Raw genomic sequence first — 23484 nt, forward strand, 5'->3', positions numbered from 1 at the left:
TGAGCTGGAATTATATATGAGCAATACTTAAAGATAGTTGAAATAATTAGGGAATTTGAGAAAAAATTGTTGGCGATTAAAAATTTTAAGTTATGTATTTTTATTATAGGTTTATAGGGTTTAGTTTTTGAAGTATAAATTTGGAGAGTTTTTGCTCTCCATTATAATTAAGCATTAAATTATGTGAACTTTTACACAATATCTATTAATAAGCCGCGATAAGCTCTATTTCCACAAGTGCGTCTTTTGGCAAGGTCTTAACAGCTACTGTACTTCTAGCAGGATAAGGCTCTTTAAAAAATTTAGCATACACAGTATTTACTTTAACAAAATCTGCCATATCTGCTAGAAATATTGTGGTCTTTACGACATTATCAAAATTAAGTCCTGCTTCAGCCAAGATATTTTTTAAATTTTCAAGCGATTGATCAGCTTGAGCTTCTACGCTACTACCTGCAAACTCACCCGCTGGTGTGACACCAAGCTGACCTGAGATAAATAAAAATCCATTTGAGCTAATAGCTTGAGAATATGGTCCAATCGCTTGTGGAGCATTTTTTGTTAAGATTTGTTTTTTCATATTTTCTCCTTTTGAAATTTTTTAAAATCCTACTATAAATTTTCTAAATTTTTAGTCTCCAAAAGCTATAATGGGCAAAATTTCAAAAGGATGAAGATGCAAAATATACTCGCACCAAATGAGTTTTTAGATGATTATGTACTCGGTGCTGAGTTAGCTAAAAATGCCGGCATCTCATCAAATGCTTATCTTTTTTGGAAAAACGTCATAAGTGCTAAATTTGAAAACTCAAGAATAGTTTTTCTTAGAAAAAATAGCATTCCAATCAAATTTCAAAACACTATAAAAACCTGTACGCCTTTAAATGGCCTTATTCCAACAGGCGTATTTTGCTCTTTTACCTCGCTTGCTCCTTCTCATCTTGTAGCAAAAAATGGCTCTAAGATCTACGAGCTCTTTAAATTTCATGAGATTTGCGGCATCAAATTTATAGACTTGAAGAAATTTTATGATGATTTTAATCTTAGCTATTCTTATAGAATTTACATTGAAAAGTGCAAATTTTTCTCACCTGCTCCATTTGAAAAACGCATAAAATTAACTGAAACGATGTGTCTTGGATATTACTAAAGTCCGCTAGCTAGCTTGCTAGCGGGATAAATTTAGATCTTTTTGTAAGGTGCTTGGCCAACTTCATAGAAGTTATTACCTTCGCAGTCAATGGCAACTATCGCTGGAAAGTCCTCAACTGTAAGCCTAGCAACTGCCTCTGGTCCTAGTTCTGGATAAGCCAGCACTTCATATTTTTTGATACTTTGGCTAATGAGTGCTCCGATGCCACCGATAGCAACCATATAAACACAGCATGATTTTTTCATAGCCTCGACTACTGCGTCACTCCTGTAGCCTTTACCGATCATACCATTTATACCAACTTCATTTATCATAGTTGGGGTGTATTTATCCATTCTACCGCTTGTTGTTGGACCTGCTGCACCGATAGCTTGATTTGGCTTGGCTGGAGTTGGTCCGACATAGTAGATAGTCTCACCCTTTAGCTCAACTGGCAGCTTTTCACCACGTGCCAATGTTTCAGTAAGTGCCTTATGTGCAGCGTCACGAGCTGCTATGATAGTGCCTGATATTAGGACATTATCTCCCGCTTTTAGACTTTTTACCACCTCTTTATCAAATGGTGCTGTTATTCTTTTTACTTCTGACATTTTTTCTCCTTAAAGCTCGGCATCTGCGTGGCGTGCAGCGTGGCAGTTGATGTTTATAGCAACAGGAAGACCTGCTATGTGGGTTGGATACCACTCGACATTTACTTTAACAGCAGTGGTGTCACCACCAAGTCCTTGAGGACCAACACCAGTTTTGCAAGCAAGCTCTAGTAGCTCATCTTCTAATTTGGCATATCTTGGATCAGAATTTTTACTATCGACCGAACGAACCGCCGCTTCTTTTGCCAAAAGTGCTGCCTTATCCATCGTACCGCCTATGCCAACACCTATTGTTAATGGAGGACAGGCATTTGGTCCAGCGTATTTTACGGCCTCTAAAAAGACTTTTTTTACACCTTCTATGCCATCAGCTGGTACAAGCATTTTTAAAACTGATTTATTCTCACTACCAAAACCTTTTGGAGCTACTTTTATCTTTAGCTTATCTCCTGGCACGATTCTAGTGTGGATGACAGCTGGAGTGTTATTTGTGGTATTTTTTCTCTCAAAAAGTGGCTCAGCAACAACTGACTTTCTTAGGTAGCCCTCAATGTAGCCTTCCGCAATGCCCTCATTTATCGCATCTTCAATATATCCACCCTCAATATGCACATCTTGGCCGATCTGCACGAAAACAACCGTCATACCGGTGTCTTGGCAGATAGGCGCAACGCCCTCTTCCGCAAGCTTAGCATTTTGTAAAATTTTGCCCAAAATGTCTTTGCCTAGTGACGAGCTTTCATTACTTTGAGCCTTTGTAAAAGCAGCCTTTAAATCTGGCGTCACAACATAACAGGCCTGTTTGCAAAGCTTGGCAACGACTTCTCTTATATCTTTTACATTTATTATTCTCATCTTTACTCCTCGTAAAAAACAATTTTTAATTATATTAACTATATTTAAAATTTAAGATTAAATTTTACTGCTGTATATCTACTCGAAAAAATTTATATGAGTTTATTTTGTTTGACTACAACTAGAATACTTGTCTGAAACAAAAATTTAATGAGATAAGCAATGGTAAAATTGAGTCTATAGCATCACAATATTGATAGAAATTTACATAACATGGCTTATTTAAGCCATAAATATATAAATTTAAGACTGAATGCTCTCCTCTTCATTTTTTATCTTTTTTCTAACTTTTACACGTGAGATACTGGCTCCATCCATCTTTCTTACTTCGTAGTAGCAGTTTTCATCCTCGATCTTGTCCCCAACTACTGGCAAACGACCGATTAAGTTGAAGACATATCCACCGATCGTTACTTGATCTGTCTCTTCATCAAAGCTTATACCAAGAACCTCTTCTACGCTCTCTAGATCATATCTGCCTTGAAATTCGTAAATATTGTCATTTATCTTTTTATAGTGCTGATCAACTTCATCGTGCTCGTCATTAAAATCACCAAGCACCTCTTCCATGATATCTTCCATCGTAAGAAGTCCGGCTGTACCGCCATACTCATCGACTACAAGTGCAGCTGAAATTTGCTCTTTATTCATCATTACAAGCACTTTTGAAATAGAAAGGCTCTCAGGCACTATGACAAATTTACGAACAATTGAGTCAAAACTCTTCTCTTTATCTTTGCTAAAGTGAAGCTGCAAAATATCTCTAATGTGTATCATGCCCAAAATAATATCTTTTGAGCCGTCTATATAAGGAAAGCGAGTGTATTTTGACTCAAATACGACTTGCAAATTCTCTTCAAAACTCTTTTGTTTATTTATACAGATCATATCACGCCTTGGCGTCATGATCTCTTTTGCGACTGTGTCGCTAAAATCAACTGCATTTTTAATGATCTCAGTCTCAAAACTATCAAGCACACCGCCCTTTAAGCTCTCACCAACGATGATTTTTATCTCTTCTTCAGAGTGGGCTAGCTCATTTTCTTTAGCTGGCTGGATGCCTAAAATTTTAAGTCCAATGGTCGCTAAAATATCAAAAAGCTTAATTACAGGCGAAAATAGCACCCAGAAAAAGTGAAGTGGACGAGCGATTTTTAACACTGAAGTCTCGGCCTTTGCGATAGCAACTGACTTTGGCACAAGCTCACCCATTACAACGTGAAGTAACGTAATAAGCGTAAATGCGATCGCAAAACCAACCGTATGAACTAAGATATCACTAAAGTTGAAGAAATTTTTAAGCGGTGCTTCTATAAGTCTTGCAACTGCTGGCTCACCGATCCAACCAAGAGCAAGTGAGCTTAGTGTGATACCAAGCTGAGTAGCACTAAGATAAGTATCAAGCTTGTTTGACATCTCAAAGGCAAGCTGAGCGTTTGGTTTTTTTTCTTTGATAAGTTCTTCAAGTCTAGACTTACGAACTTTAACAAGAGAAAATTCTGATAAAACAAAAAAGGCATTTAGTAAAATGAATACAATGGCAAGTATTACCATTAAAAGCGAATTATCGCTACTGGGGTTCAATTATGATCCTTAAGAGTTAAAAATTTTTGCCTGATTATAGCGAATTTATATTTAGCGGTCAAATTATCCACGCCCAAAAGTAACAACATTTCTTAAATTTAAGATTTATAAAAAGTTCTTAAATCATATTTTGATAACATTATTTTCATCACTAAATTTATGGATTTTACAATGAGCAAAAAGAATTTTTCATCGCGCTGGGCATTTATATTGGCCTGTGTTGGATCAGCAGTTGGCATGGCAAATGTCTGGGGCTTTCCTTATAAACTTGGCACAAATGGCGGTGCAGCGTTTTTACTCATCTATGTTTTTTTCATAGCTCTTTTTTCATACGTTGGTCTAAGTGCGGAGTATGCGATTGGCAGACGTGCAAAAACTGGTACGCTTGGATCATATAAATATGCTTGGCAAAGTAGAAAATTAGGCGTATTTGGTAGTATTATTGGTTGGCTTCCACTTGCTGGTTCACTTTGTATAGCCATCGGCTACGCAGTCATCATCGCCTACGTGCTAAAAGCCCTTACTCAGGCACTTACTGGCTCATTTATGAGCGTTGATACGAACGTTTGGTTTAACTCATTTGCACTTCAAGATTACTCAGTCTTGCCTTATCATTTTATTATCGTTGTTGGCACGCTTCTTACACTATTTTTTGGGGCAAAAAGTATCGAAAAAACAAATCAAATAATGATGCCACTATTTTTCGTATTGTTTAGCATTCTGGCTATAAATGTCGCAATGCTACCAAATGCGTTTGATGGGTATAAATTCCTTTTTATCCCTGACTTTAGTAAGCTTGCGGACCCGATGGTATGGGTTTCTGCGATGGGTCAAGCCTTTTTCTCGCTCTCCATCACAGGATCTGGCATGATAGTTTATGGAGCTTACCTTTCAAAAGATGAAGATATCGTTGAAAGTGCTAAAACTACGGCTTTTTTTGATACTATCGCAGCTCTTGTGGCCGCTCTTGTTATGATCCCAGCAGTCTTTGCCTATGCTATGGATCCAGCCGAAGGTCCAAAACTACTTTTTGTAACGCTTCCTAAAATTTTACAAAATATGATCGGCGGACAAATTTTTGCCATTATTTTATTTACAGCTGTTATCTTTGGTGGCATCACCTCGCTTCAAAATATGTTTGAAGTAGTCGCCGAGTCACTAATGCATAAATTTCCGCTCCTTAGTAGATTTTGGACACTCACGCTACTTTGTGCAGTTTGCTTTGGCATAGGAGCATTTATGGAGCCTATTAGCAGTTGGGGGCCTTGGATGGACTTTGTGTCGATCTATATTATTCCAATCGGCGCGGTAATCGGAGCTATTTCTTGGTTCTGGATTATTAAAAAAGATGAAATTTTAGACGAGATAAATTCTGGAGCAAATAAATCTTATGGTAATTTCTGGTATTTTGTAGGCAAATTTATCTACGTTCCGCTAACATTTTTACTTTGTATCATAGCCGTAAGTAAGGGAATTTCTTTTTAAATTTAGCTCGCCAAAAATGAGCTAAATTTAAAAATTTTTGAAGTTATCTTAGTTTTTTTGTGCCGATGTAAGTGGCAAAAATTTCTTGTGAGCCATCTTTTTTAAATAAAATAACATCGTATTGCTCAGCTTTACTGCCTTGCTCCATACCTTGGCTCTCCATCGGCATGCCAGGTACTGCGATACCAACTACATCTTTTGGCTTAAGCTCTAGTAGGCGCTTTACCTCATCGGCTGGGACATGACCTTCTATGATATATCCATCGATGATTGCTGTATGGCAGCTTGAAAGCTCTAGCGGCACGTTAAATTCTTTCTTAACTTTTGCTATATCATCTACTTTTATGACCTCTTCGCTAAATCCAGCCTTCTGCATCGCCTCACCCCAGCTAGTACAACATCCACAAGTTGGGCTTTTATAGACCTTCATATCAGCCGCAAATACAAATGTTGCAAAAAAGCCAAGAGCCAAAAATGCTAATTTTTTCATCATTTTCCTTTACGTAAAATTTGAAAAATGATATAGCTCACATTTAAATTTTATATAAATGCTTAATATTGCTTGCTATAATTCGCCAAAATTTATAAAAGGCACTTTATGTTTTCATCATTTTTTAAAGATAAAAAATGGGCACTCTGGGCTTATGGCGGAGCGATATTTATCATCTTGCTTCTTGTCTATCAAACGCACCTAAATGTCCGTATAAACGAGTGGTATAAAAATTTCTACGACATCGTGCAAAACTCAAAAGATCATGATGTAAGTGAGTTTTGGCGAGAAATTTTTAACTTTATAAAAATCGCTATGCCTTACGTCGTGACTTACACTGTGATCTCGTTTTTTGCTAGCCACTGGGTCTTTCGCTGGAGAGAGGCGATGACGTTTAGATATCTAAAATTTTGGCAAAACTGCAAAAGTGACATCGAAGGCAGTTCGCAGCGTATCCAAGAAGACGTCTACCGCTTTGCCAAAATAATGGAAAGCCTTGGTGTGCAGGTTTTAAGGGCGATCATGACGCTAATTGCCTTTATACCAGTACTTTGGGAGCTAAGTAAGAGCGTGAGTTTGCCTTATATCAAAGATATCGAAGGCTCGCTTGTTTATATCGCTTTAATAATTAGCATCGGTGGCTTAATTATTTCGTGGTTTGTGGGCATTAAACTCCCGCATATCGAGTATAACAACCAAAAAGCAGAAGCGGCGTTTAGAAAAGAGCTAGTTTACGGCGAAGATGATAAGTCTAAATTTTGCCAGCCAAATGTCATGCTAGAGCTTTTTACAGGCGTAAAGTTAAATTATTACAAACTATTTTTGCACTACGGCTACTTTAACCTTTGGCTCATCTCTTTTTCACAAATTCTTGTCATCGTACCTTATGTCATCATGGGAAATGGTCTATTTAGCGGCGTTATAACGCTTGGTGTGCTTATACAAGCTAGCAACGCTTTTTCTCAAGTTAGAGAGAGTTTTAGCGTCTTTATCGACAACTGGACGACGATAACAGAGTTAAGATCCGTAAATAAACGTTTGAGAGAATTTGAGAGAAATATAAACTATAAGGCGTAAGGGTTAAATTTAAGATATAGCATCTAAATTTTGATTTATGCGGTCATAAACCAAGCAGCACACTGAATACACTTTATCATCAGGCAAGTGTCAGGCAAATTTTAAAATTAGAGCTGGCATATCACGGCTCTAAATTTAGTGGCGAGTAGCTACGAGACCTAAATTTAGCAGTCTGTTAAGGCGAGTGAATAAGATTTTAAAATTTGCAAAAATTTAAAATTTCTTTTGTGATACTTTTATCTAAAAAAAGGGAGGCAAGTAGACTCGAGTTACGAGACCATCCCCTTGCCCTTTTTTAAATCCCCCCCTAACTCCTCGCATGTTCAAAAAGTATGAGATAGTTCTTCTCGCCGCATGCAGTTCATACTCAGATAAATTTCAAGCAAATTTTAAAATTTGTAAGCCGTTTCAGCTCCAAAAATTAAATTTCCCCCTCGTTTAACAATGCATATCCAACTCAGGCTATAATACGCAAAATTTTAGTCCAAAAAGGATAAAAATGAAAAAATTTCTACTTACATTGTTAGCGACTAGTTTGCTCTTTACTGGCTGCTCAAGCGTTACAAAAGCAGGCGTTGTTGGTGCTGATCGTAAGCAATTTATGTTAGTCTCATCAGAAGCTATGGAGCAAAGCTCGGCTCAAGCCTACGTCAAGACGCTAACAGCTGCTAGAAGTAAAGGCGAGCTAAATGTTGATCCGATCCTTACAAAAAGAGTTCAAGATATCGCTAAAAGGCTCATCGCTCAAACTGGTGTTTTTAGGGATGACGCTCTAAAATGGAAGTGGCAAGTAAATGTCATTAATGAAGATACGCTAAATGCTTGGTGTATGCCAGGGGGCAGGATAGTCGTTTATAGTGGCATCATAAAAAGGCTAAATTTAACAGATGCACAGCTAGCTGCGGTCATGGGACACGAGATTGCCCACGCGCTTAGGGAGCACAGCAGAGAGCAAGCAAGTGCTGATCAGATGAAAAGCATAGGTATCTTTGCAATAGCCACAGCTACTGGCCTTGGCGATCTTGGAGCTAATGCTCTAAATTTAGCTAGCGAATACACCATATCTCTGCCGTTTTCTCGCTCGCATGAGACCGAGGCTGATCACATCGGTACCGAGCTAATGGCAAGAGCCGGATACGATCCAAAAGAAGCAGTCGAAGTCTGGGTAAAAATGAGCAAGATGAGTGGCGGAAAGGTGCCTGAAATTTTAAGCACTCACCCATCAAACGAGAGTAGGATAAAAGATCTAAAAGAGATCGCAGTAAAGCTTGAGCCAGTCTATCAAGCTGCCAAAAAAGGCTAGGCTTCAAAAAAATTTGAGCGATCTTGATAGTTGCTCAAAATTTATAACTAGTACATTTTAAAAAACTACGACTGCTGATATTCGACTAGTTAGCAAGGGTCTTGGTTTAAAGCCAATAATAACTCTCGCCAAATCTTTCTCTATAAAGAAAATGATAAAATTTTAGGCTACTGCTCACTGAGTGACTTTAATCCAAAAGTCGCTTACGATATAAGCGTAGAGATAAGCATCTATGTCGCTAAAAAGGCTCTTAAATGGGGTATCGGCAAACAGCTTTTAGCCCACAGCCTAAATGAAGCTAGAGAGCTAAATTTAAAGAATATCATCACTTTAATATTTATTGAGAATAAAGCAAGTCCTAGGATATTTTTAAAATTTGGCTTTGAAAAATGGGGCGAACTGCCTGGCGTTTGCCTGATGGACGGCGAGTATAAAGATGTCGTTATCTTGGGGCTAAAGCTCTAAAAGCCAAGCATTAAGCAAATAAAGATATAATCACCTTCATCTTGGGTAGATGTCCGAGCGGTTTAAGGAGCACGCCTGGAACGCGTGTGTGGGGCAACTCACCGAGAGTTCGAATCTCTCTCTACCCGCCATAAAACTATCTATAACTTAAAGTCTACTGACCTTTATTTTTATTGCTTAAAACATTGGCACTAAGCAAAAGACTACTTTTTTAAAACTTACTAAAATCTTGCCAATTATCTTTTACTTTTGTCATAGTTAGGCATATAACTAGCATCAAATTTGCTCCATTCTAGAAGAAATTTTAACTATAAAATTCTATTTGCCTTATCGACAGCTACGAACGCCCAGTGCATAAATTCTTGCTTTGGTTTGTATTTGCCGCTGTTAAAATACTCCGCTAGCCGCGCCTCCTCCGTTTCGCTTAGCTCGCCGCCAAGCCCCCAGCGCGTCTTTTGTATGAGCTCCTGCGCGCTCGCGGGTATAGGGCTTAGACTTAGCGGCGATAATGGCAAGATAAGGGGCAAATTTAATCTAAATGAGCCAAAGCTAAACGTTACTAAGCTTACAGAGCTTCCATTTATCGAGGCGGTTTTGGATGAGAATTTTAAAGAGCTCGCAAAAGATGAGATGATAAATTTAGATGGCGCTTTAAAGCCTATATTTTGGCATCACAAGGCAACTTTACTCGTGCAAAAAGACAAAAATGGTGAGTTTAGAAATTTAAATATAAAAGAGCTTCGGGAATTTTGATGATGCAAAATTTCAATGAGAAAAATGAGTTTAAATACGGCAAATTTAACTACGAAAAAGCTCATCAAATAGCCCAGAACTGCGCTAAATTTAAGCTAGATAATAACGAAGAAGAGATGGCTTGTGGAGGTGAGCGGAGCTGCTATGACTGAGCATTTAGGCGTTGGAGTAAAGATGGCTTCATCTGCATGGCACAAGCTAGCAAAGACTGAGCTAGCCCTACGCAACCATTTTTTTATCTTTAAGTTTTCCACCACGTTTATACTTTAGTTCGCCACAAAATCTCTTGCCAAATTTCGCCTCAATGATAAGAACTAGCACGAAAAATATCTTTTCATCATTCATTCGTGCTATCTGGCGTAGAGTTTGGCTAGCGTCATTAAATTTAACTCCATTTTTACATAAAGTTTCGCAAAAAACAGCCTCGTCAAAGCCCAACATTTGCGAAATTTCAGTTATGCTGTATGGCTCGAGCGAGGCGATGATGCGGTCCATGTTGCAAATGCTTGGATTTTTACTGCGTGTTAGCACATCCGTCGTTTCATTTATTAGTTTTACTAGCTTTTTTCTACGATTTATAACGTGAAGTAGTGCAGCAAGCAATATTAAGAAACCTGCGATTTTATGGGCATTTAATAGATACTCGTTATATTCGCCAAATGCAAAATTTACACCAGAGAATGCGAGCATACAAAGCCCTAAAATAAGAACTAAAACAAGACAGAATTTATAAATAACCTCTACTTTAAACATGATACTCATCCTAAAATATATTTTTCTAATTATACACTTTAGGAGTTGAAATTTATCACCAGCTTATTTAGCTGGTGATTTAATTGGATTAAAAATTGTAGTTAAAGCTTAGATTAAATGTGCGTGGATCGCCATAAACCATCATGTTTTTGCCGATGCCCTCGTAGTACTTTTTATTAAAGAGATTGTCGATATTTAGCTGCACGTCAAAGTTTTTAGCAAATTTATAACCAAACATCAAATTTGCCAAAGTGTAGCCCTTTTGTGTGATTTCATTTGCGCCTTTGTCAGTGTAAATTTTGCTCTTATACATAGCTCCAGCCCCTACTCTAAAGTCCCTAAATTCATACTTTGCAAATAAATTTGCCGTACTTCTTGATGAGTTGGTGGCGTATTTCTCGCCATTAGCATCTTTTGCGTTAAAGTTCGTTGCACCAAAGCTTAGGCTTAAGTTTTTAGTGATCTCGCCGTTTAGATCTAGCTCGACACCCTTGCTTGTCACACCCTTGCCAGATTCATATATTTTGGCATTTGTCGCTGGATTTTTCTTGCCAGTATCTATGCCAAGCTTGTCTTGCACGATCTTAAAGACGCCAAGGCTTGCTTGAAGCGCCCCGTCAAAATACTCGCCTTTGATACCCACTTCATAGTCCTTGCCTTGGATCGGATCAAGATATTTATCATTTGCGTCCTTTGCGTTTTGTGGCTTAAATATACTCGTATAGCTGGCGTATAGAGTGTGGTTTGCTCCGATGTCATAAGTGATGCCAAGATATGGCGTGATCTCATTTGTGAAATTTCTATTATCTTTGCCGCCTTCGATCTCGTATTTGTAGTAGCTCACCCTAGCACCTAGCAAAAATTTAAGCTCATCGGTGATTGATAGTTTATTTGCCGCATAAAATGCCTTTTGTATCGTTTTGTCTTTGTTATTTTGATCTTCGTAAGGTAGCTTTGGATCATCAAGGTGCAGGTTTTTAAAATCAATCCTGCTTCTAGCTGTATAAGCAAGCCCAGCTGGCGTGGTCTTTTGCAACCAGTAGCTACTTACCTTATCGCTACTTTTTTTATAGTTGTTATACATCGCGCCAAAGACAAACTCATGGGATAAATTTGCTACCTCGTAAGGGATATTTGCGTATGCATCGACGTTGTGGATGTTCTCCTCTCTTTTGTTTGCATAAACGCTAAGATCGCTCATATTGCCAGTGCCGTCTAAATTTACCGCTCCGCCGTAGTAGAGTAGATTTGAGTCGGTGTTCGCCCGCCTAAATGAGTAGCTTAAATTTAAGCTCGCTTCATTTTCAAAGTAGTGCTTAAAATCAGCGTAAAAATCAAGCGTTTTTATATCCCACCTAGTCCAAGGCTGAGAGAAAATTTCATTTTTACTAAAATTTGTCCTAGAACCATCTGAGTAAAATGCTGGCATGCCACCCCATCTAACCCCGTGGCGTCTTAGCTCTTGATAAAATGCACCAAGACTAAGCCATGAATTGTCACCTATGTCGCTATCGACTACGCCGTAAATCGCGCTATTTTTGCGGTTATAATAATCCATATAAGAGTGCGACTTCTCATGCATAAAAGATAGCCTTGCTCTAACGCTCCCGCTCTCATTTACAGGCGTTTGCACATCACCATTTACGCCGTATCTATCGTATGAGCCAGCACTTACACCAAAATTTCCTTTAAGTTCCTTTGCATCTGCTCTTTTTCTTATGAAATTTAAACTTGCAGCTGGGTTGCCAGCACCTGCAAGTAGGCCATTTGCTCCTTTTACCACTTCAACTCTTTCATAAGGCAGCAAGCTCATATCGTTTGCGCCAAGGCTAAAACCACCAAAGCTAGGCATCGAATCAAGCAAGTAATAATCTATCGCAAAGCCACGAGCCGTCGGATATACGCGCTCATCCCATTTGTTTAGCGTAACGCCAGGGACATTTCTAAGAAGCACCTGATAGTCCTTGATGCCTTGATCTTTTAGTCTTGCTTCTGTTAGCACAGTTAGTGATTGTGGCGTTTGACGAGAGGTTAAATTTAGCCTTGTTGTACTCTTTACAAGCTCTTTTGCAAAGTAGTTTGCATCGTCTCTTCGCTCGCTCTCCACGACATCGATTGCCTCTAAAATTTTATCGCTTTGGCTAGCAAAAATTTGAGGTTGCATCAAATTTAATGCAACCAAACTAATTAAAATTTTTTTCATTTTTTCTCCTTTTAAAATTTCTTTTTATCCACAAATAAAGTCCTGAGATACTTAAAATAAGCGGTGAAATGCCAACCAAAAACCAGATAAATTTTGTGATTTGGTTGTAGTTACCAAAGTGCGATTTTCTAAATGCCGAGAGAATTTCTTCGCTTAGATTTGCATTTTTTATGTCCAAAATACTTACTAATTCGCCGTTATCTTTATCGTAAGTTAATATGCTTGAATATTCGTTATGCAAGAAATTTTGATCTTTTACATAGCCAAAAAGGCGTATATTTGCTCCTTGCATAAAAGGCAGTGAGATGAAGTGTGGCTCAAAGCCAGCAAGATCACTCTTTGAGCGGGCTACCAGCTCGTCAAGAGATAGGCTTTTGTTATAAATTTTTGCATCTATCACAAAGTCATTTTTAAACTCTGGCATGCGTGCCATTTGAAATTCCCACCAAAAACCACTTATGCAAATGAGCAGTAAAATAGGCGTAGAAAAAATTCCTATCATTTTATGAATGTCACTCATAAAAACATTTAGCCTATTTACACGAAGCCTAAGTAGTGTCAACCAAAATTTTCTATAAATCACAAAACCACTTATGCAGATAAAAAACGTGAAAATAGCGGTTAAAGTAAGGATAACGTGACCAATTTTCCCAAGAAATAGCGACTCATGAAGCTCGGTTAAAACTCCAAAAAATCCCTCATCATGTGCAAGTGGCTCGCTCTTTATCTTACCGCTAAAAGCGTCAAAATAGATAAATTTCCACTCTTTTTGGCTGTCATTGTGCTCAATTAACCAAATTTTGTCACGTTTTTTAGGATTTGCATCGATATTTATGCCGACCATCTCGTAGCCGTCAAGCTCGCTTGCGATGATCTCTCTTTGCTCATCAAAGCTGATCCTTTTGCTTAAATTTTCTTTGTTTAAATTTACATTTACGACATTTGGGGCAAGAAGGCTGTTTAGCTCATCTTTATAAACAAGGATCGCACCGCTAAAACAAACTACTGCAAGTGGAATGAAAAATAAAAGAGATAAACAAGTGTGTACTTTATAAAAAAATTTTTGATTTAGAAATTTCACTTTGTTTTAAAGCCTTTTGATGGTAGGTTTTGATAATGGCTCGCAATCTTACACAAAATTTACTTTGATAATATTTAAAACTATTATCAATTATGATTCCAGAAAAGAAAAATTTTTATAGAATGTAAATTGAAAAAAATAAATAGATTTGATTTTTAAAAGAATAAGCAACTCCTCTTTGTGTATACGAAAAGCCAGAAAAGGGGGAAGCAAAGACTTATCAGTTACAAAAAGGAGGGTCCATTTAGGACGATGAAATAGTATTATTTAAGCATAAATTTTAATAAAATTTTTAGTTAATAAAAAAGAAATTCCAAGTAATACTAAAGTAAATTTAACCTTAAAGAAGCTACATTTAATAAATTTCTTTTAATTAGTGCAAGTACAAAATTAAAATAGCTAATTTTTAGGCACAAGATCTAATACATTGCAAGCTCGCTTGCTACCCATCTTGCAAGCTTTATCAAGAGCGTTTGCAGAAAGATCAAAGCTTTGCTCAGTACCATTTCCTTGAAGATACTTTGTCGCTAGCTCATAGCAAGCCTCGCTACTACCGTCATCACAAAGCGATTTAAATATCTCAAAAGATTTTTGCGTATCTTTTTCTGCACCAAGGCCGCGTCCTAGCATATCTGCATAGATAAAGCAAGAAATTTTATCTTTATTCTCACACTCACTTGAAAGCTTTTTTGTAAAATTCTCGCAAGCTTTAGCGTTACTTTTATTAATACACTCTTGTACATTTATATCCCAGTTTGCATTCAAAGATAGAAGTGTAAATGCTAAAAATAAAATGGATTTTTTCATAAATTTCCTTGGAAGAAGTTAGCTCCCTTTGGGGGAAAGGGAGCTATTACAAAAAGGAGGTTTCTTGTTGGACAAGTGGAATAATACAAGTTTCGTCTAAATTTAAAACCAACTTTTCTTTAACAAAAAACAATCTCAAACCAAATCTTTTTTGCTAAAGGCAAAATAGCCACAAACTAGTAAAATAATGCCTAGTGCGAGCGGATAAATAATCGCATAAGCTACAAATGTCGCCTTTGGAAAGGTGCTTAAAATAAAATAAGATGCAGTACCGATAACCGCTAAATTCGGATCAAAAAGGCTAAGCGCTGCTATCCTGAAAAGCTCTATCGGATTTAGTATAGCAATAGCGTAAATGACGTACTCATCAACCGAGCTTCGCATAAGAAGTCCAATTAATGCTAGGTCAATAAATGCAAGCATTATAAGCCAAAGTAAAAACGCTACGCCTTGGCCTGTCTCTTGATTTTTAATCACGCTTGAGATAAAAAATCCAAGCGATAAAAAAATGATACTTAAGCTAAAAAGTAGTCCAAAGTAAAGCACCAGCACGCCCCAAGGTATCGACACGCCCTTGATAAAGCCAACCACTACGCAAAGCAAAAGAGCAAACAAAAGTGGTACAAAAACAACAAATGTACGGCCCAGTGCCTTGCCAAAGTAATACTCTCTAAGGCTTAGTGGGAAGCTAAGGATATATTCAAGCAAATTTGTATCTCTATCTTGATTTATGCTTCTTACGGTTGAGATGAGAATAAAAATAGGCACAATGATGACGCAAATTTGAATAAATAAAAGCAGTGCTCTAGTAAGCCCAGAAAAGCCGAGTACACGTGAGTCGGTCACGCCGCTAAATAAAAATCCTATCATCAAAGCAGAAAAAAGCACAGCATATATCACAAACCATCTTGAGCGAAAAGACTCTTTTACATCAAGCTTTGCTATTAAAAAAAGATTATTCACTCTTGCTCCTTAAATTTTCTTCTTTGATGATCTTGCCAAGGTCCATATAGACGCATCTATCTAATAAATTTGCTATCTCATCGATACGGTGTGAAATAAAAACAAGTGTTTTGTTTTGTGTAAAATTATCAAGTAAATTTTTAAAAGAAAGCCTTGCTTTTACGTCAAGATTTGCCGTTGGCTCATCAAACATCAAAATTTCACTATCCTTAGCAAATGCGATGGCTATTAGCATCTTTTGTTTCATGCCGCCAGAGAGCTTATAAAATGGTTTATTTAAATTTGCATGCAGATCAAGCTCTAAAAGCTTGCTAAATTTCTCAATCTCTTCAAATTTTACATTTGAGCTTTTGCAAACAAACTCACAAAGCTCACGTAGATTAAATTTAAGCGGTGGTGGGGTTTGTGGCACAAATGAGATAAATTTCAAAGCCCCTTTTCTATCTTTTAGGGTATTTACGCCATTTATCGCGATGCTTCCGCTATTTGGGATAAACTCGCCTAAAATGATACGCATGAGCGAGCTTTTGCCAGCTCCATTTTGTCCAAGTATTGCTATTTTTTCACCAGATTTTACGTTTAGGCTAACATTGTCAAGTATCCTTTGCGAGCCAAAAATTTTAGTTACTTCTTTTATATCTATCAAAAATTTTCCTTATATGAGTTTTTTAAAGCCGTTGTCAAATTTCAGTGCATCTTGATGACACACATCAATACACCTACCACAAAGCGTACAATCAGCGCCAGCTATCCTAAAGATATTTTTGCTCTCGTCAAGCTTTGCTCCTTTTTTTGTCATAAAAAGTACGTGAGGCACTAGACAAACATCAGTGCAAACTAAGCAGTGATCGCATTTTTCTTTATCCCAGCTAACTTTTATGGCATTTGGTTTAGCTAGCACTGAGTAAGTAGCTCCAATAGGACAGACATACCTGCACCAAGCTCTACGTGAGAAGAAAATTTCAACCATAAGCATGGCTACAACGAACCAAATAGCATGAAAATAGCCATAGATAATAAATCTTGAAAAAATCCCAACAACATTAAAAATTTCAAATGTAAGGCTTGCACTAGCAAAGCTAAGGGTTAAAAATAAAATGGTAAAAACATATCGCCACTTTGTGTCAAAAACTCGTGGTTTCACTATCTTTTTGGCGCGTAAATTTTCATGGATCTTCTCAGCTATTTCACTTATTAATGAATATGGACAGATCCAAGAACAAAAGCCTCTACCACCAAAAATGATATAAAACGCCAAGATACTAAGTGAACCAATTATTAAATTTACGTGGATTTCATGTGTCGCCAGGAAAACTTGCAGGCTCATAAAAGCATCTGCCAAGTGAAAACCAAATATCCTTGAGGCACTGATGTCACCTTCTAAAATTTGTATATCAACTCTATATGAAAGCACAAATAAAAGATGGACTAAAATAATGGTAAAAATGCGCCAAAAACGTATACTAGGACGCTTCTTGCCATCTTTTGTAGTTGTGATTAACGTGCTTAGAAAGCTTACATTTCTAATCGTCGCACGAGTGTTATATTTGTCCATTTTTACTTTTTAAATTTAGAAATTTCATCTGCAAGGCTTTCAAGCTCGCTATCACTAACATTTGTAAGTAGCCCCTTCATAAGTGAGTTTTGTACCTTACCAGCTTTATAATCAGCTAGCTTTTTAAGTAATTCATCCTTACTTAGGTGTGTTATATCAGGAGCTACGACACCTTTTGCATTTGCGCCATGACACGGAGCACAAGTTGTCAGATACTGCTTGCTAACGCCTTCATTGTGCACTTTAGCCACGCTTAGACTTAGCTCTTTTACCTTTTTTAGCTCATCTTCGCTGGCAAATTCTTCACTAGACTTTGGCTGCTCTTTTGTAAAATTTTGCTCTACTTTTGGCTGAGCATTAGTTGCTACTTTTTCTTTTTTAGGCGGAGTCTGGCTTAACATAAAAACCATGATACCGCAAATCGCTACTGCTAAAATAATGGTTATAATCTTTCCTACTTTCATTATTTGCTCCTAAATTGTGTATTAAAATCACTGATTTCTTTAGCTAAATTTCTGATTTCACTATCATCCATTTTTTTAACAAGATCTCGCATCAAGACATTGACTTTTTCTTTATTTTTATAAGCATTTATCATTGTATAAATTTCATTTTCACTTTTTGTTAAAAGTGATGGCCCGATGATGCCATTTGCATAATCATCGTGACAAGCTGAGCATTTTGTAATGAAATTTTTGCTAAGTCTGCCCTTTATAAGTCTTAAATTTATAGTTTGAAGAGGGGTTCTTACCATCGCTAAAGCACCGATTTGACGGCTTACGTTATTATCTTCAAGTCCAAATTTTACGCTCTTTTCGCCGTGCATATCGTATTTTATGAAGTCATTTTGTTTATTTGTGCTTTGGTTATTTTCTTTTTTTTCAACCTTTATGCTAGCACTCGTGGCTACATTTATTGGTTGCTCGCTAGCTGCTTTTTGCGCTTTGTCATCGCTCTTTTCACAGCCGACAAATAGCAAAGCAGCAGCCACTAAGGACATTATTAATCTCATTCTTTCTCCTTATAAATTTCATCATAACTCATTTTTGGGGCAATATTTATAATTTTTACAGGACAAACCTCAGCACACACCCCACAACCCACGCAGCCATTTTTTATGAGTGGCAAATTTGCTTCGCTCATTACTATTGCACTATCGCCAACTGGGCAAATACTGACGCAAAGGTCACAAATTTGACCGATTTTGCCTTTTATCTTATCTTTTTCTGCCTCTTCTCTATCGTTATAAACTTTGCGGACAAGCAAATCTTCAACGCTATCTTCGCTTAGTTTTTCTCTTTTTAGGCACATACAGGCATTTACATTACTCAAGACAGCAACGCCCATTTTCACATCATCAACAACTTTTGTAGCATGATCTAACGCACCACTTGGACAGGCGAGCACACATGGGAAAAGATCACATAAATAGCAACCTCTCTTTTTAGGATCGATGTATGCTGTACCATTTGAATATCCATCTTTTATATCAAGCAAACTTATACTGTGATAAGGGCATACCTGCACACACTGACCGCATTTAACACAAAGATCATCAAAGTCATCAACCGCACCTGGTGGTCTAAGATAGAGTTTATCGCCACTACTTTTTGGTAAAATTTTACCTATGCCATATCCTGCGGCAGCTGCGACTGAGCCTAAGATTATAAATTTTCTTCTATCCACGCTTTGCCTTTAACGCGTTAAAATTTGAAGCATCAAGTGGTTTTATCCTTGGCGTGCTATCTTCAAGTAGCTTTACTGGCTCAGAAAATGGCGCAAGTTTGGCTAAAAAATTTAAGATACTAAAGACGCTTGAACCATAGAAAAACTGCAAATTCGGATAATACTGCCAAAGCTGATCGGCATACGATAGGTGCATAAATGGCGTATCGCCATAGCCATCTTTATCTCTATCAAAGCTCTCATACTCATCATAATAATTTTTACTCCACTGATTTAATGCCATTTTATCGCCTGGAGTGTCGTTCGCAACGATATCCATATTGCCTATAAAATCATTATTTTCAAATATGCTTGTCCCCTGAGTAGCGTGAAAATATACGCCAACTACGTTGTGTAAAATTTTATTGCCTAAGAAATTTATCGTTGAGCCTGGCTGAAACGGCGAGTTATCAAGCAAAATTCCTCTCGCATTATAGATAAGTGTATTATTTTCGATAGTAAAATTTGAAACATCTTTTAGACCAATACCGATACCAAAAGCGCCGTCACTATCCATAACAAGATTATTTTTTATATTTGAGCCAGCTGAATACATAAAAAACATTCCGACTGCATTGCCGATAAAATCATTGTTTTCGACTAAATTTTGATTTGCATACATAAAGTGAAGCGAGTATCTACCCCGGATCGCTTTATTTTTTAAAAATTTATTGTGACTTGCATACCATGCAACCATATCGCGGCTATCATAAATATAATTACCCTCGATTAAATTTTCATGGCTATACCAGAGTCTAACGGCATCACCTCTAAAGCCAAGACTGGCCCCCTTTTTAGAAGTGATGTTATTTTCAGTGATCTTTGAGCTGCTGCACTCTTTAAAATCAATCCCAAAAAGCACATCACTCAAGTCATTTTGCGTAATCAAGACATTATTTGCTTTATCACAGCCAATGCCAGCATCTAGCTCACCAAGGTCATTTCCGCTACCGCTTATCTTTAAATTTCTAAGCGTAACATTTGAGGCAATAATCTTTACAACTGTGCCTTTACCATTTCCTTTTATGTGAGCATTTTTGCCCTCACCAACGATACTAAGCGGCTTATTTATAGTTATGCTTCCTTCATAGATGCCGTCCCCTAGCTTTATAACATCGCCAGGGCTAGCATTATTTATTGCATCTTGAAGGACATTTGCAGAGCTAAAAATAGGCAAGAAAGCAAGGGCAAAATTAAAAATTTTACGCATTTAGCTCTTTTTTCTTTGAAAATACTGCAAGTATGCAAAATACACTCATAGCAATCATAACCCAAAATCCGATACTTGGATAAGAGTGCGTTGTAAATTGCGCGACGCTACCATCGCCTAAAACTGTTGGCATAAATGGTTTAATCTTAAATGCACCCCACTCTTGCATATTGTGTCCATACCAGTAAAGCCATCCTGCAAATGCGCTCATAAATAGCACAGGCGCGATAATCGTTGGAACCATAAGAAGTGAGTTAAATTTGCCATTGTAATACAAAAATGCAAGCATACAAAGCGTTGAAATAAGCAAATAATAAGGTGCTATCGCTCGCTCTAAATTTCCACCATGCTCCATAGGATACATACCGATGTAGTGATTTATCGTATTCATCTCATGCACGTCACCACTATATCCATCTACATGAAAATATACAGGAATTCCATCAGGAAAGGCTGACTTTGGATAATTTGGAGCTTCAAGAGAGACGTACCAGATAGGAAAAGATGGCGTACCTATCTCTGCTTTTTGTTCGATCATCTTATGAAGATCGCTTGCTACATCTTTTGATAAAAGGTGATTTTTATACTGAAATGAGCTATAAAGATTATAGATACCGTAAGTATAAGATGGTAGTTCATCACCATCAGCTATACGCTCTTTTGCTCCGTGCCAACCAAGAACAGGCAAAGTAAAACAAACAGTCATTAAGACAAGTGCAACAATGGTATAAATTTTATATTTACTCATGATCTCTCCTTTAAATTTTAAAATTTCACTTGCTAAAAATAAAATTTTAAAATTTAAAAAGGGGCGAAATGCCCCTTTAAAAACTACATACCAGCGTTTTCATCTACCCATTTTAGGTATTCGATGATATTTTTGATCTCTTCATCACTCATATGCTGATTTGGCATTCTAAGGTTAAAGTAATCAATCATTGATTTAATGTAGTCGTCATTATAGAACTTAGCAGGATCTTTGATAAATTCTGCTACCCATTTTTCGCCATTTTCATGTCTTAGTAAAACGCCTGTTAGGTCTGGACCTGAGCTTACTTGACCGATAACGTGGCAACCATTACATCCGCCTTTTAGATAAGCCTCTTCACCTTTTGCAGCAGCTGGGCTCATCGGAGTTGCGATCTCTTTAGCTAGGTTATTTTTAGCTCTTAAGCCAACGTCAGCAGTTTTTACCATGTATTGCCATACTTGGTACTCCCAAAGGATAGCGCCGTTTACGTCTCCTTTTTTGTAAGCTTCGTCAGCTTTAGCTTTTACCTCTTTGATGTGACCGTATTGATCAAGTGCGTCATCAACTAAAGCTTTTACTTTTGGATATTTCTCATAATGTTTCTCTTTTAGGTACTTAACAACCTCTTGGATAACATCGTCAGTTGCCTTATTAGTTGCGATTACTTTATCGTATTCGGCTTTTAAAGCCTCTGGGCTTAGAGTTTTTAGCTTGTTATTTTTTGCAGATTCATATTTTTTACTTGGATCTTTAACAAGCAAATAACCCATCATCTCTAGGTGAAGTGCTGAGCAAAACTCGGTGCAGTAGTATGGGAAGACACCTTCCATATCAGCTACAAAATTTACTGAAGCGGTTTTGCCAGGCTCTAGTGACGCGTGAATGTTATAAAGGTCGATGCCAAAGCCGTGAGTCTCATCTTGAGCGCGCTCTAGGTTTGTTAGGTGAATTGTTACGTTATCGCCTTTATTTACCTCGATGTGCTCTGGGTTGATGTGGCTTCTGATCATTGTCGCATAGACGGTTACATTTTTACCATTTCTTTCAACTCTTTCTTGACCAGCTAGAGTTGCGTATGGGCTAGCCTCGCCTGTTCTTGAGTTTGTACCCATGTTGTAGGTAAGTGCTGGAGATAGTTTGCTAGCAGCTATTGACACAACATCGTGTGGCTCACCAAGTGGTATTGGCATATCATAGATTAGATCCATTTTTGCACCAGTGATGTCTATTAGCTGGTGATTTTGTGGATGAAGTGGGCCAACTGGGCTAAAGCGATCGATTGAAAGTTTATCAAGAGCGATTGCATATTTGCCAACTGGTTTTGCTGATTTGCCTTCCATTGTATCAAGGTGTCCGATATTGTAGTGAACATTTATCTTATCAAGCACTTTTAAATTTTTATAGTCCCATTTTACGATTTGACTATCAACGTAAAGTGAAGTATAAAGTACGCCATCTTGTGAGTCAAATGATGTGTGCAGTGGTCCAAGGCCAAGTTCGACTTGTCCGTGCATTGACTTTTCTCTATCTAAGATAGGAATTCCGTATGGGTCAGTGCCAGCATACTCTTTTTTATCGATTAGCTCTTTGATCTTTCTAAAGTCATAAACTGATGCGTGAGTATCAAGCTTGCCGCCAATAATGATATATCTACCATCTGGGCTTACGTCACAACCATGTGGGCTCTTTGATTCTGGGATCAAAAATAGTGCACCAGCTTTTACAGCAGCGTCTATTGTAACTACCTTGTGTCCATTTATAACTTTGTAGTTTTTCTTGTCTTGAACAAGTTTTTCTAAAATTTTCCAGTTATAAACATGCAAGAAGTCAGTGTCATTTCTACTTGCACCTGCTTCAAATGGAGGAAGACCTTTTTCGATACCGCCAGTATACATCTCAGTATTTATTGAGTTTGTAAAGCCCCAGCCGTAGCTCTCGCCTTTACCAGCATCACTTAGATCTTGCCAGTATGGTGGAAGCTCAAGAGAGAATGACTCTTTCTCATCGATCTTGCCTTTTGGATAGTCAAATTTCCAAAATGTTACAGCACCTCTATAAACTGCTTCATAGTCGTCTATTGAGTGGTAGTTGTTATCAAGCGGAGCTGCATATTGGCTAGCTTCGATAACATACTCGCTATTTGGAGTGATGAAGCTACCGCCGTGCTCACTCTTCATAATAGGGTTTACAACGATTTGAGTTGTCTCAAAGTCATGCAAATTTATAACTGCGATTCTTGGGTTAGCTTTATCGTTGATAAATAGATAATCACCAACATACTCACCATTTTTCTCACTGAAATTTGGGTGGTGTGTATCGCCCCATGTTATCTCTTTGCCCCTGATGTTGCCTTGTTTCAAAACAGCTTTTGACTCATTGTCATAGCCATATCCTTGCCAAGGCTCTGGCGTGAAAACGCCGATGTATTTATAAATTCTCATCGACGGAACGCCATAAACTAGCACTTGACCGCTTTGCCCGCCAGATGAAAAGACGATGAAATCATCTTTTTTACCGCTAGGCTGATAAGTTTTAGCAGCTGCAAGGACATCTTTTTCGCTTAGCCCGCGCTCTTTCATGACTTTTTCAAGGTCACTACTAGCAGCACAAGCAGTCGTTAAAGATAGCCCAAGCAACGCAGCACTTGCGACACAAAATAACTTTTGCATTTACTCTCCTTT

General features: G+C 37.6%; 24 protein-coding genes, 1 tRNA gene and 1 pseudogene. 8 read left to right on the plus strand and 18 right to left on the minus strand.

Going from position 1 to position 23484, the window contains the following annotated elements:
* Positions 1-205: 205 nt before the first annotated feature.
* The gene (locus G6W45_RS04215; RefSeq protein ID WP_194167653.1) at positions 206-580 is read right to left on the minus strand and encodes a RidA family protein; all 375 of its coding nucleotides are present in this window, start codon (positions 578-580) and stop codon (positions 206-208) included.
* A 96-nt stretch (positions 581-676) separates the two neighbouring features.
* Here G6W45_RS04215 and cheQ point away from each other — a divergent pair, with 96 nt between their 5' ends.
* Positions 677-1150, plus strand: a complete 474-nt coding sequence (gene cheQ / locus G6W45_RS04220; protein ID WP_430746634.1) for a cheVAW transcriptional regulator CheQ — start codon at positions 677-679, stop codon at positions 1148-1150.
* A gap of 32 nt (positions 1151-1182) precedes the next feature.
* Here cheQ and G6W45_RS04225 read toward each other — a convergent pair whose 3' ends face one another.
* From G6W45_RS04225 to G6W45_RS04235, 3 genes are all read right to left on the minus strand, one after another.
* Positions 1183-1743 carry a Fe-S-containing hydro-lyase gene (locus G6W45_RS04225; protein WP_084109801.1) on the minus strand — a complete coding sequence of 187 codons (561 nt, stop codon included), beginning with the start codon at positions 1741-1743 and terminating at the stop codon, positions 1183-1185.
* Between the two features lie 9 nt (positions 1744-1752).
* A complete protein-coding gene (locus G6W45_RS04230; RefSeq protein ID WP_107691641.1) occupies positions 1753-2598 on the minus strand; it encodes a fumarate hydratase in 846 nt (281 codons plus the stop codon).
* 243 nt (positions 2599-2841) lie between these two features.
* The gene (locus G6W45_RS04235; RefSeq protein WP_223154647.1) at positions 2842-4152 is read right to left on the minus strand and encodes a hemolysin family protein; all 1311 of its coding nucleotides are present in this window, start codon (positions 4150-4152) and stop codon (positions 2842-2844) included.
* A gap of 201 nt (positions 4153-4353) precedes the next feature.
* Between G6W45_RS04235 and G6W45_RS04240 the strand changes: the two genes are divergently transcribed.
* Positions 4354-5667 carry a sodium-dependent transporter gene (locus G6W45_RS04240; protein WP_107691640.1) on the plus strand — a complete coding sequence of 438 codons (1314 nt, stop codon included), beginning with the start codon at positions 4354-4356 and terminating at the stop codon, positions 5665-5667.
* A 43-nt stretch (positions 5668-5710) separates the two neighbouring features.
* Here G6W45_RS04240 and G6W45_RS04245 read toward each other — a convergent pair whose 3' ends face one another.
* Positions 5711-6157: a DUF411 domain-containing protein gene (locus G6W45_RS04245; protein ID WP_107691639.1), complete on the minus strand. Its 447-nt coding sequence runs from the start codon at positions 6155-6157 to the stop codon at positions 5711-5713.
* A gap of 108 nt (positions 6158-6265) precedes the next feature.
* Here G6W45_RS04245 and G6W45_RS04250 point away from each other — a divergent pair, with 108 nt between their 5' ends.
* The 6 genes and pseudogenes from G6W45_RS04250 to G6W45_RS04275 all read left to right on the plus strand — a co-directional run bounded on the left by G6W45_RS04250 (position 6266) and on the right by G6W45_RS04275 (position 9907).
* The gene (locus G6W45_RS04250; protein ID WP_103582375.1) at positions 6266-7234 is read left to right on the plus strand and encodes a putative transporter; all 969 of its coding nucleotides are present in this window, start codon (positions 6266-6268) and stop codon (positions 7232-7234) included.
* A 499-nt stretch (positions 7235-7733) separates the two neighbouring features.
* Positions 7734-8537, plus strand: a complete 804-nt coding sequence (locus tag G6W45_RS04255; protein ID WP_085658559.1) for a M48 family metallopeptidase — start codon at positions 7734-7736, stop codon at positions 8535-8537.
* A 129-nt stretch (positions 8538-8666) separates the two neighbouring features.
* Positions 8667-9002: pseudogene (locus G6W45_RS09780) on the plus strand (GNAT family N-acetyltransferase); the annotation flags it as partial.
* A gap of 43 nt (positions 9003-9045) precedes the next feature.
* Positions 9046-9133 (plus strand) — tRNA-Ser (locus G6W45_RS04265).
* 151 nt (positions 9134-9284) lie between these two features.
* A complete protein-coding gene (locus G6W45_RS04270) occupies positions 9285-9755 on the plus strand; it encodes a hypothetical protein (RefSeq protein ID WP_194167655.1) in 471 nt (156 codons plus the stop codon).
* Positions 9755-9907: a molybdopterin biosynthesis protein MoeB gene (locus G6W45_RS04275; RefSeq protein ID WP_194167656.1), complete on the plus strand. Its 153-nt coding sequence runs from the start codon at positions 9755-9757 to the stop codon at positions 9905-9907. Before G6W45_RS04270 ends, G6W45_RS04275 begins: the two co-directional genes overlap by 1 nt.
* Positions 9908-9974: 67 nt before the next feature.
* Here G6W45_RS04275 and G6W45_RS04280 read toward each other — a convergent pair whose 3' ends face one another.
* The 13 genes from G6W45_RS04280 to nosZ form a co-directional block, all read right to left on the minus strand.
* Positions 9975-10508, minus strand: coding sequence for a chemotaxis protein (locus G6W45_RS04280; protein WP_194167657.1), 534 nt, complete (start codon positions 10506-10508; stop codon positions 9975-9977).
* 88 nt (positions 10509-10596) lie between these two features.
* Entirely contained in the window at positions 10597-12711 is a 2115-nt protein-coding gene (locus tag G6W45_RS04285; protein WP_194167658.1) for a TonB-dependent siderophore receptor, read from the minus strand.
* Positions 12692-13792: a PepSY domain-containing protein gene (locus G6W45_RS04290; RefSeq protein WP_194167659.1), complete on the minus strand. Its 1101-nt coding sequence runs from the start codon at positions 13790-13792 to the stop codon at positions 12692-12694. The genes G6W45_RS04285 and G6W45_RS04290 overlap by 20 nt, the downstream gene beginning before the upstream one ends.
* Positions 13793-14191: 399 nt before the next feature.
* Positions 14192-14599 (minus strand): tetratricopeptide repeat protein, encoded by a 408-nt coding sequence (locus tag G6W45_RS04295; protein WP_194167660.1) that lies wholly within the window; start codon positions 14597-14599, stop codon positions 14192-14194.
* A gap of 135 nt (positions 14600-14734) precedes the next feature.
* Positions 14735-15562 (minus strand): ABC transporter permease subunit, encoded by an 828-nt coding sequence (locus G6W45_RS04300; RefSeq protein WP_194167661.1) that lies wholly within the window; start codon positions 15560-15562, stop codon positions 14735-14737.
* Positions 15555-16208 carry an ABC transporter ATP-binding protein gene (locus G6W45_RS04305; RefSeq protein WP_054197251.1) on the minus strand — a complete coding sequence of 218 codons (654 nt, stop codon included), beginning with the start codon at positions 16206-16208 and terminating at the stop codon, positions 15555-15557. Before G6W45_RS04305 ends, G6W45_RS04300 begins: the two co-directional genes overlap by 8 nt.
* 9 nt (positions 16209-16217) lie before the next feature.
* A complete protein-coding gene (locus G6W45_RS04310; protein WP_103624673.1) occupies positions 16218-17117 on the minus strand; it encodes a NapH/MauN family ferredoxin-type protein in 900 nt (299 codons plus the stop codon).
* A 2-nt stretch (positions 17118-17119) separates the two neighbouring features.
* The gene (locus G6W45_RS04315; protein WP_084109871.1) at positions 17120-17581 is read right to left on the minus strand and encodes a c-type cytochrome; all 462 of its coding nucleotides are present in this window, start codon (positions 17579-17581) and stop codon (positions 17120-17122) included.
* The gene (locus G6W45_RS04320) at positions 17581-18129 is read right to left on the minus strand and encodes a c-type cytochrome (RefSeq protein ID WP_084109872.1); all 549 of its coding nucleotides are present in this window, start codon (positions 18127-18129) and stop codon (positions 17581-17583) included. Before G6W45_RS04320 ends, G6W45_RS04315 begins: the two co-directional genes overlap by 1 nt.
* Positions 18126-18803: a 4Fe-4S dicluster domain-containing protein gene (locus tag G6W45_RS09985; RefSeq protein ID WP_194167662.1), complete on the minus strand. Its 678-nt coding sequence runs from the start codon at positions 18801-18803 to the stop codon at positions 18126-18128. Before G6W45_RS09985 ends, G6W45_RS04320 begins: the two co-directional genes overlap by 4 nt.
* Positions 18796-20052, minus strand: coding sequence for a nitrous oxide reductase family maturation protein NosD (locus G6W45_RS04330; RefSeq protein ID WP_194167663.1), 1257 nt, complete (start codon positions 20050-20052; stop codon positions 18796-18798). The genes G6W45_RS09985 and G6W45_RS04330 overlap by 8 nt, the downstream gene beginning before the upstream one ends.
* Positions 20045-20800, minus strand: coding sequence for a cytochrome C (locus G6W45_RS04335; protein WP_072595072.1), 756 nt, complete (start codon positions 20798-20800; stop codon positions 20045-20047). The genes G6W45_RS04330 and G6W45_RS04335 overlap by 8 nt, the downstream gene beginning before the upstream one ends.
* An 83-nt stretch (positions 20801-20883) precedes the next feature.
* Positions 20884-23472 (minus strand): Sec-dependent nitrous-oxide reductase, encoded by a 2589-nt coding sequence (gene nosZ, locus G6W45_RS04340; RefSeq protein ID WP_107785820.1) that lies wholly within the window; start codon positions 23470-23472, stop codon positions 20884-20886.
* Between the last annotated feature and the right edge of the window lie 12 nt (positions 23473-23484).

It is taken from the genome of Campylobacter concisus (assembly GCF_015229955.1).
Lineage (GTDB): Bacteria > Campylobacterota > Campylobacteria > Campylobacterales > Campylobacteraceae > Campylobacter_A > Campylobacter_A concisus_AT.

Excerpts from the sequence above, each read along its gene's own strand:
- G6W45_RS04335 (WP_072595072.1), bottom strand. The coding sequence starts at position 20,800 with ATGAGTAAATATAAAATTTATACCATTGTTGCACTTGTCTTAATGACT.
- G6W45_RS04255 (WP_085658559.1), top strand. The coding sequence starts at position 7,734 with ATGAAAAAATTTCTACTTACATTGTTAGCGACTAGTTTGCTCTTTACT.
- G6W45_RS04245 (WP_107691639.1), bottom strand. The coding sequence starts at position 6,157 with ATGAAAAAATTAGCATTTTTGGCTCTTGGCTTTTTTGCAACATTTGTA.
- G6W45_RS04320 (WP_084109872.1), bottom strand. The coding sequence starts at position 18,129 with ATGAGATTAATAATGTCCTTAGTGGCTGCTGCTTTGCTATTTGTCGGC.
- G6W45_RS04280 (WP_194167657.1), bottom strand. The coding sequence starts at position 10,508 with ATGTTTAAAGTAGAGGTTATTTATAAATTCTGTCTTGTTTTAGTTCTT.
- G6W45_RS04225 (WP_084109801.1), bottom strand. The coding sequence starts at position 1,743 with ATGTCAGAAGTAAAAAGAATAACAGCACCATTTGATAAAGAGGTGGTA.
- G6W45_RS04240 (WP_107691640.1), top strand. The coding sequence starts at position 4,354 with ATGAGCAAAAAGAATTTTTCATCGCGCTGGGCATTTATATTGGCCTGT.
- G6W45_RS04315 (WP_084109871.1), bottom strand. The coding sequence starts at position 17,581 with ATGAAAGTAGGAAAGATTATAACCATTATTTTAGCAGTAGCGATTTGC.
- G6W45_RS04230 (WP_107691641.1), bottom strand. The coding sequence starts at position 2,598 with ATGAGAATAATAAATGTAAAAGATATAAGAGAAGTCGTTGCCAAGCTT.
- G6W45_RS04295 (WP_194167660.1), bottom strand. The coding sequence starts at position 14,599 with ATGAAAAAATCCATTTTATTTTTAGCATTTACACTTCTATCTTTGAAT.
- G6W45_RS04250 (WP_103582375.1), top strand. The coding sequence starts at position 6,266 with ATGTTTTCATCATTTTTTAAAGATAAAAAATGGGCACTCTGGGCTTAT.
- G6W45_RS04235 (WP_223154647.1), bottom strand. The coding sequence starts at position 4,152 with ATGGTAATACTTGCCATTGTATTCATTTTACTAAATGCCTTTTTTGTT.
- nosZ (WP_107785820.1), bottom strand. The coding sequence starts at position 23,472 with ATGCAAAAGTTATTTTGTGTCGCAAGTGCTGCGTTGCTTGGGCTATCT.
- G6W45_RS04310 (WP_103624673.1), bottom strand. The coding sequence starts at position 17,117 with ATGGACAAATATAACACTCGTGCGACGATTAGAAATGTAAGCTTTCTA.
- cheQ (WP_430746634.1), top strand. The coding sequence starts at position 677 with ATGCAAAATATACTCGCACCAAATGAGTTTTTAGATGATTATGTACTC.
- G6W45_RS04285 (WP_194167658.1), bottom strand. The coding sequence starts at position 12,711 with ATGAAAAAAATTTTAATTAGTTTGGTTGCATTAAATTTGATGCAACCT.
- G6W45_RS04275 (WP_194167656.1), top strand. The coding sequence starts at position 9,755 with ATGATGCAAAATTTCAATGAGAAAAATGAGTTTAAATACGGCAAATTT.
- G6W45_RS04215 (WP_194167653.1), bottom strand. The coding sequence starts at position 580 with ATGAAAAAACAAATCTTAACAAAAAATGCTCCACAAGCGATTGGACCA.
- G6W45_RS04330 (WP_194167663.1), bottom strand. The coding sequence starts at position 20,052 with ATGCGTAAAATTTTTAATTTTGCCCTTGCTTTCTTGCCTATTTTTAGC.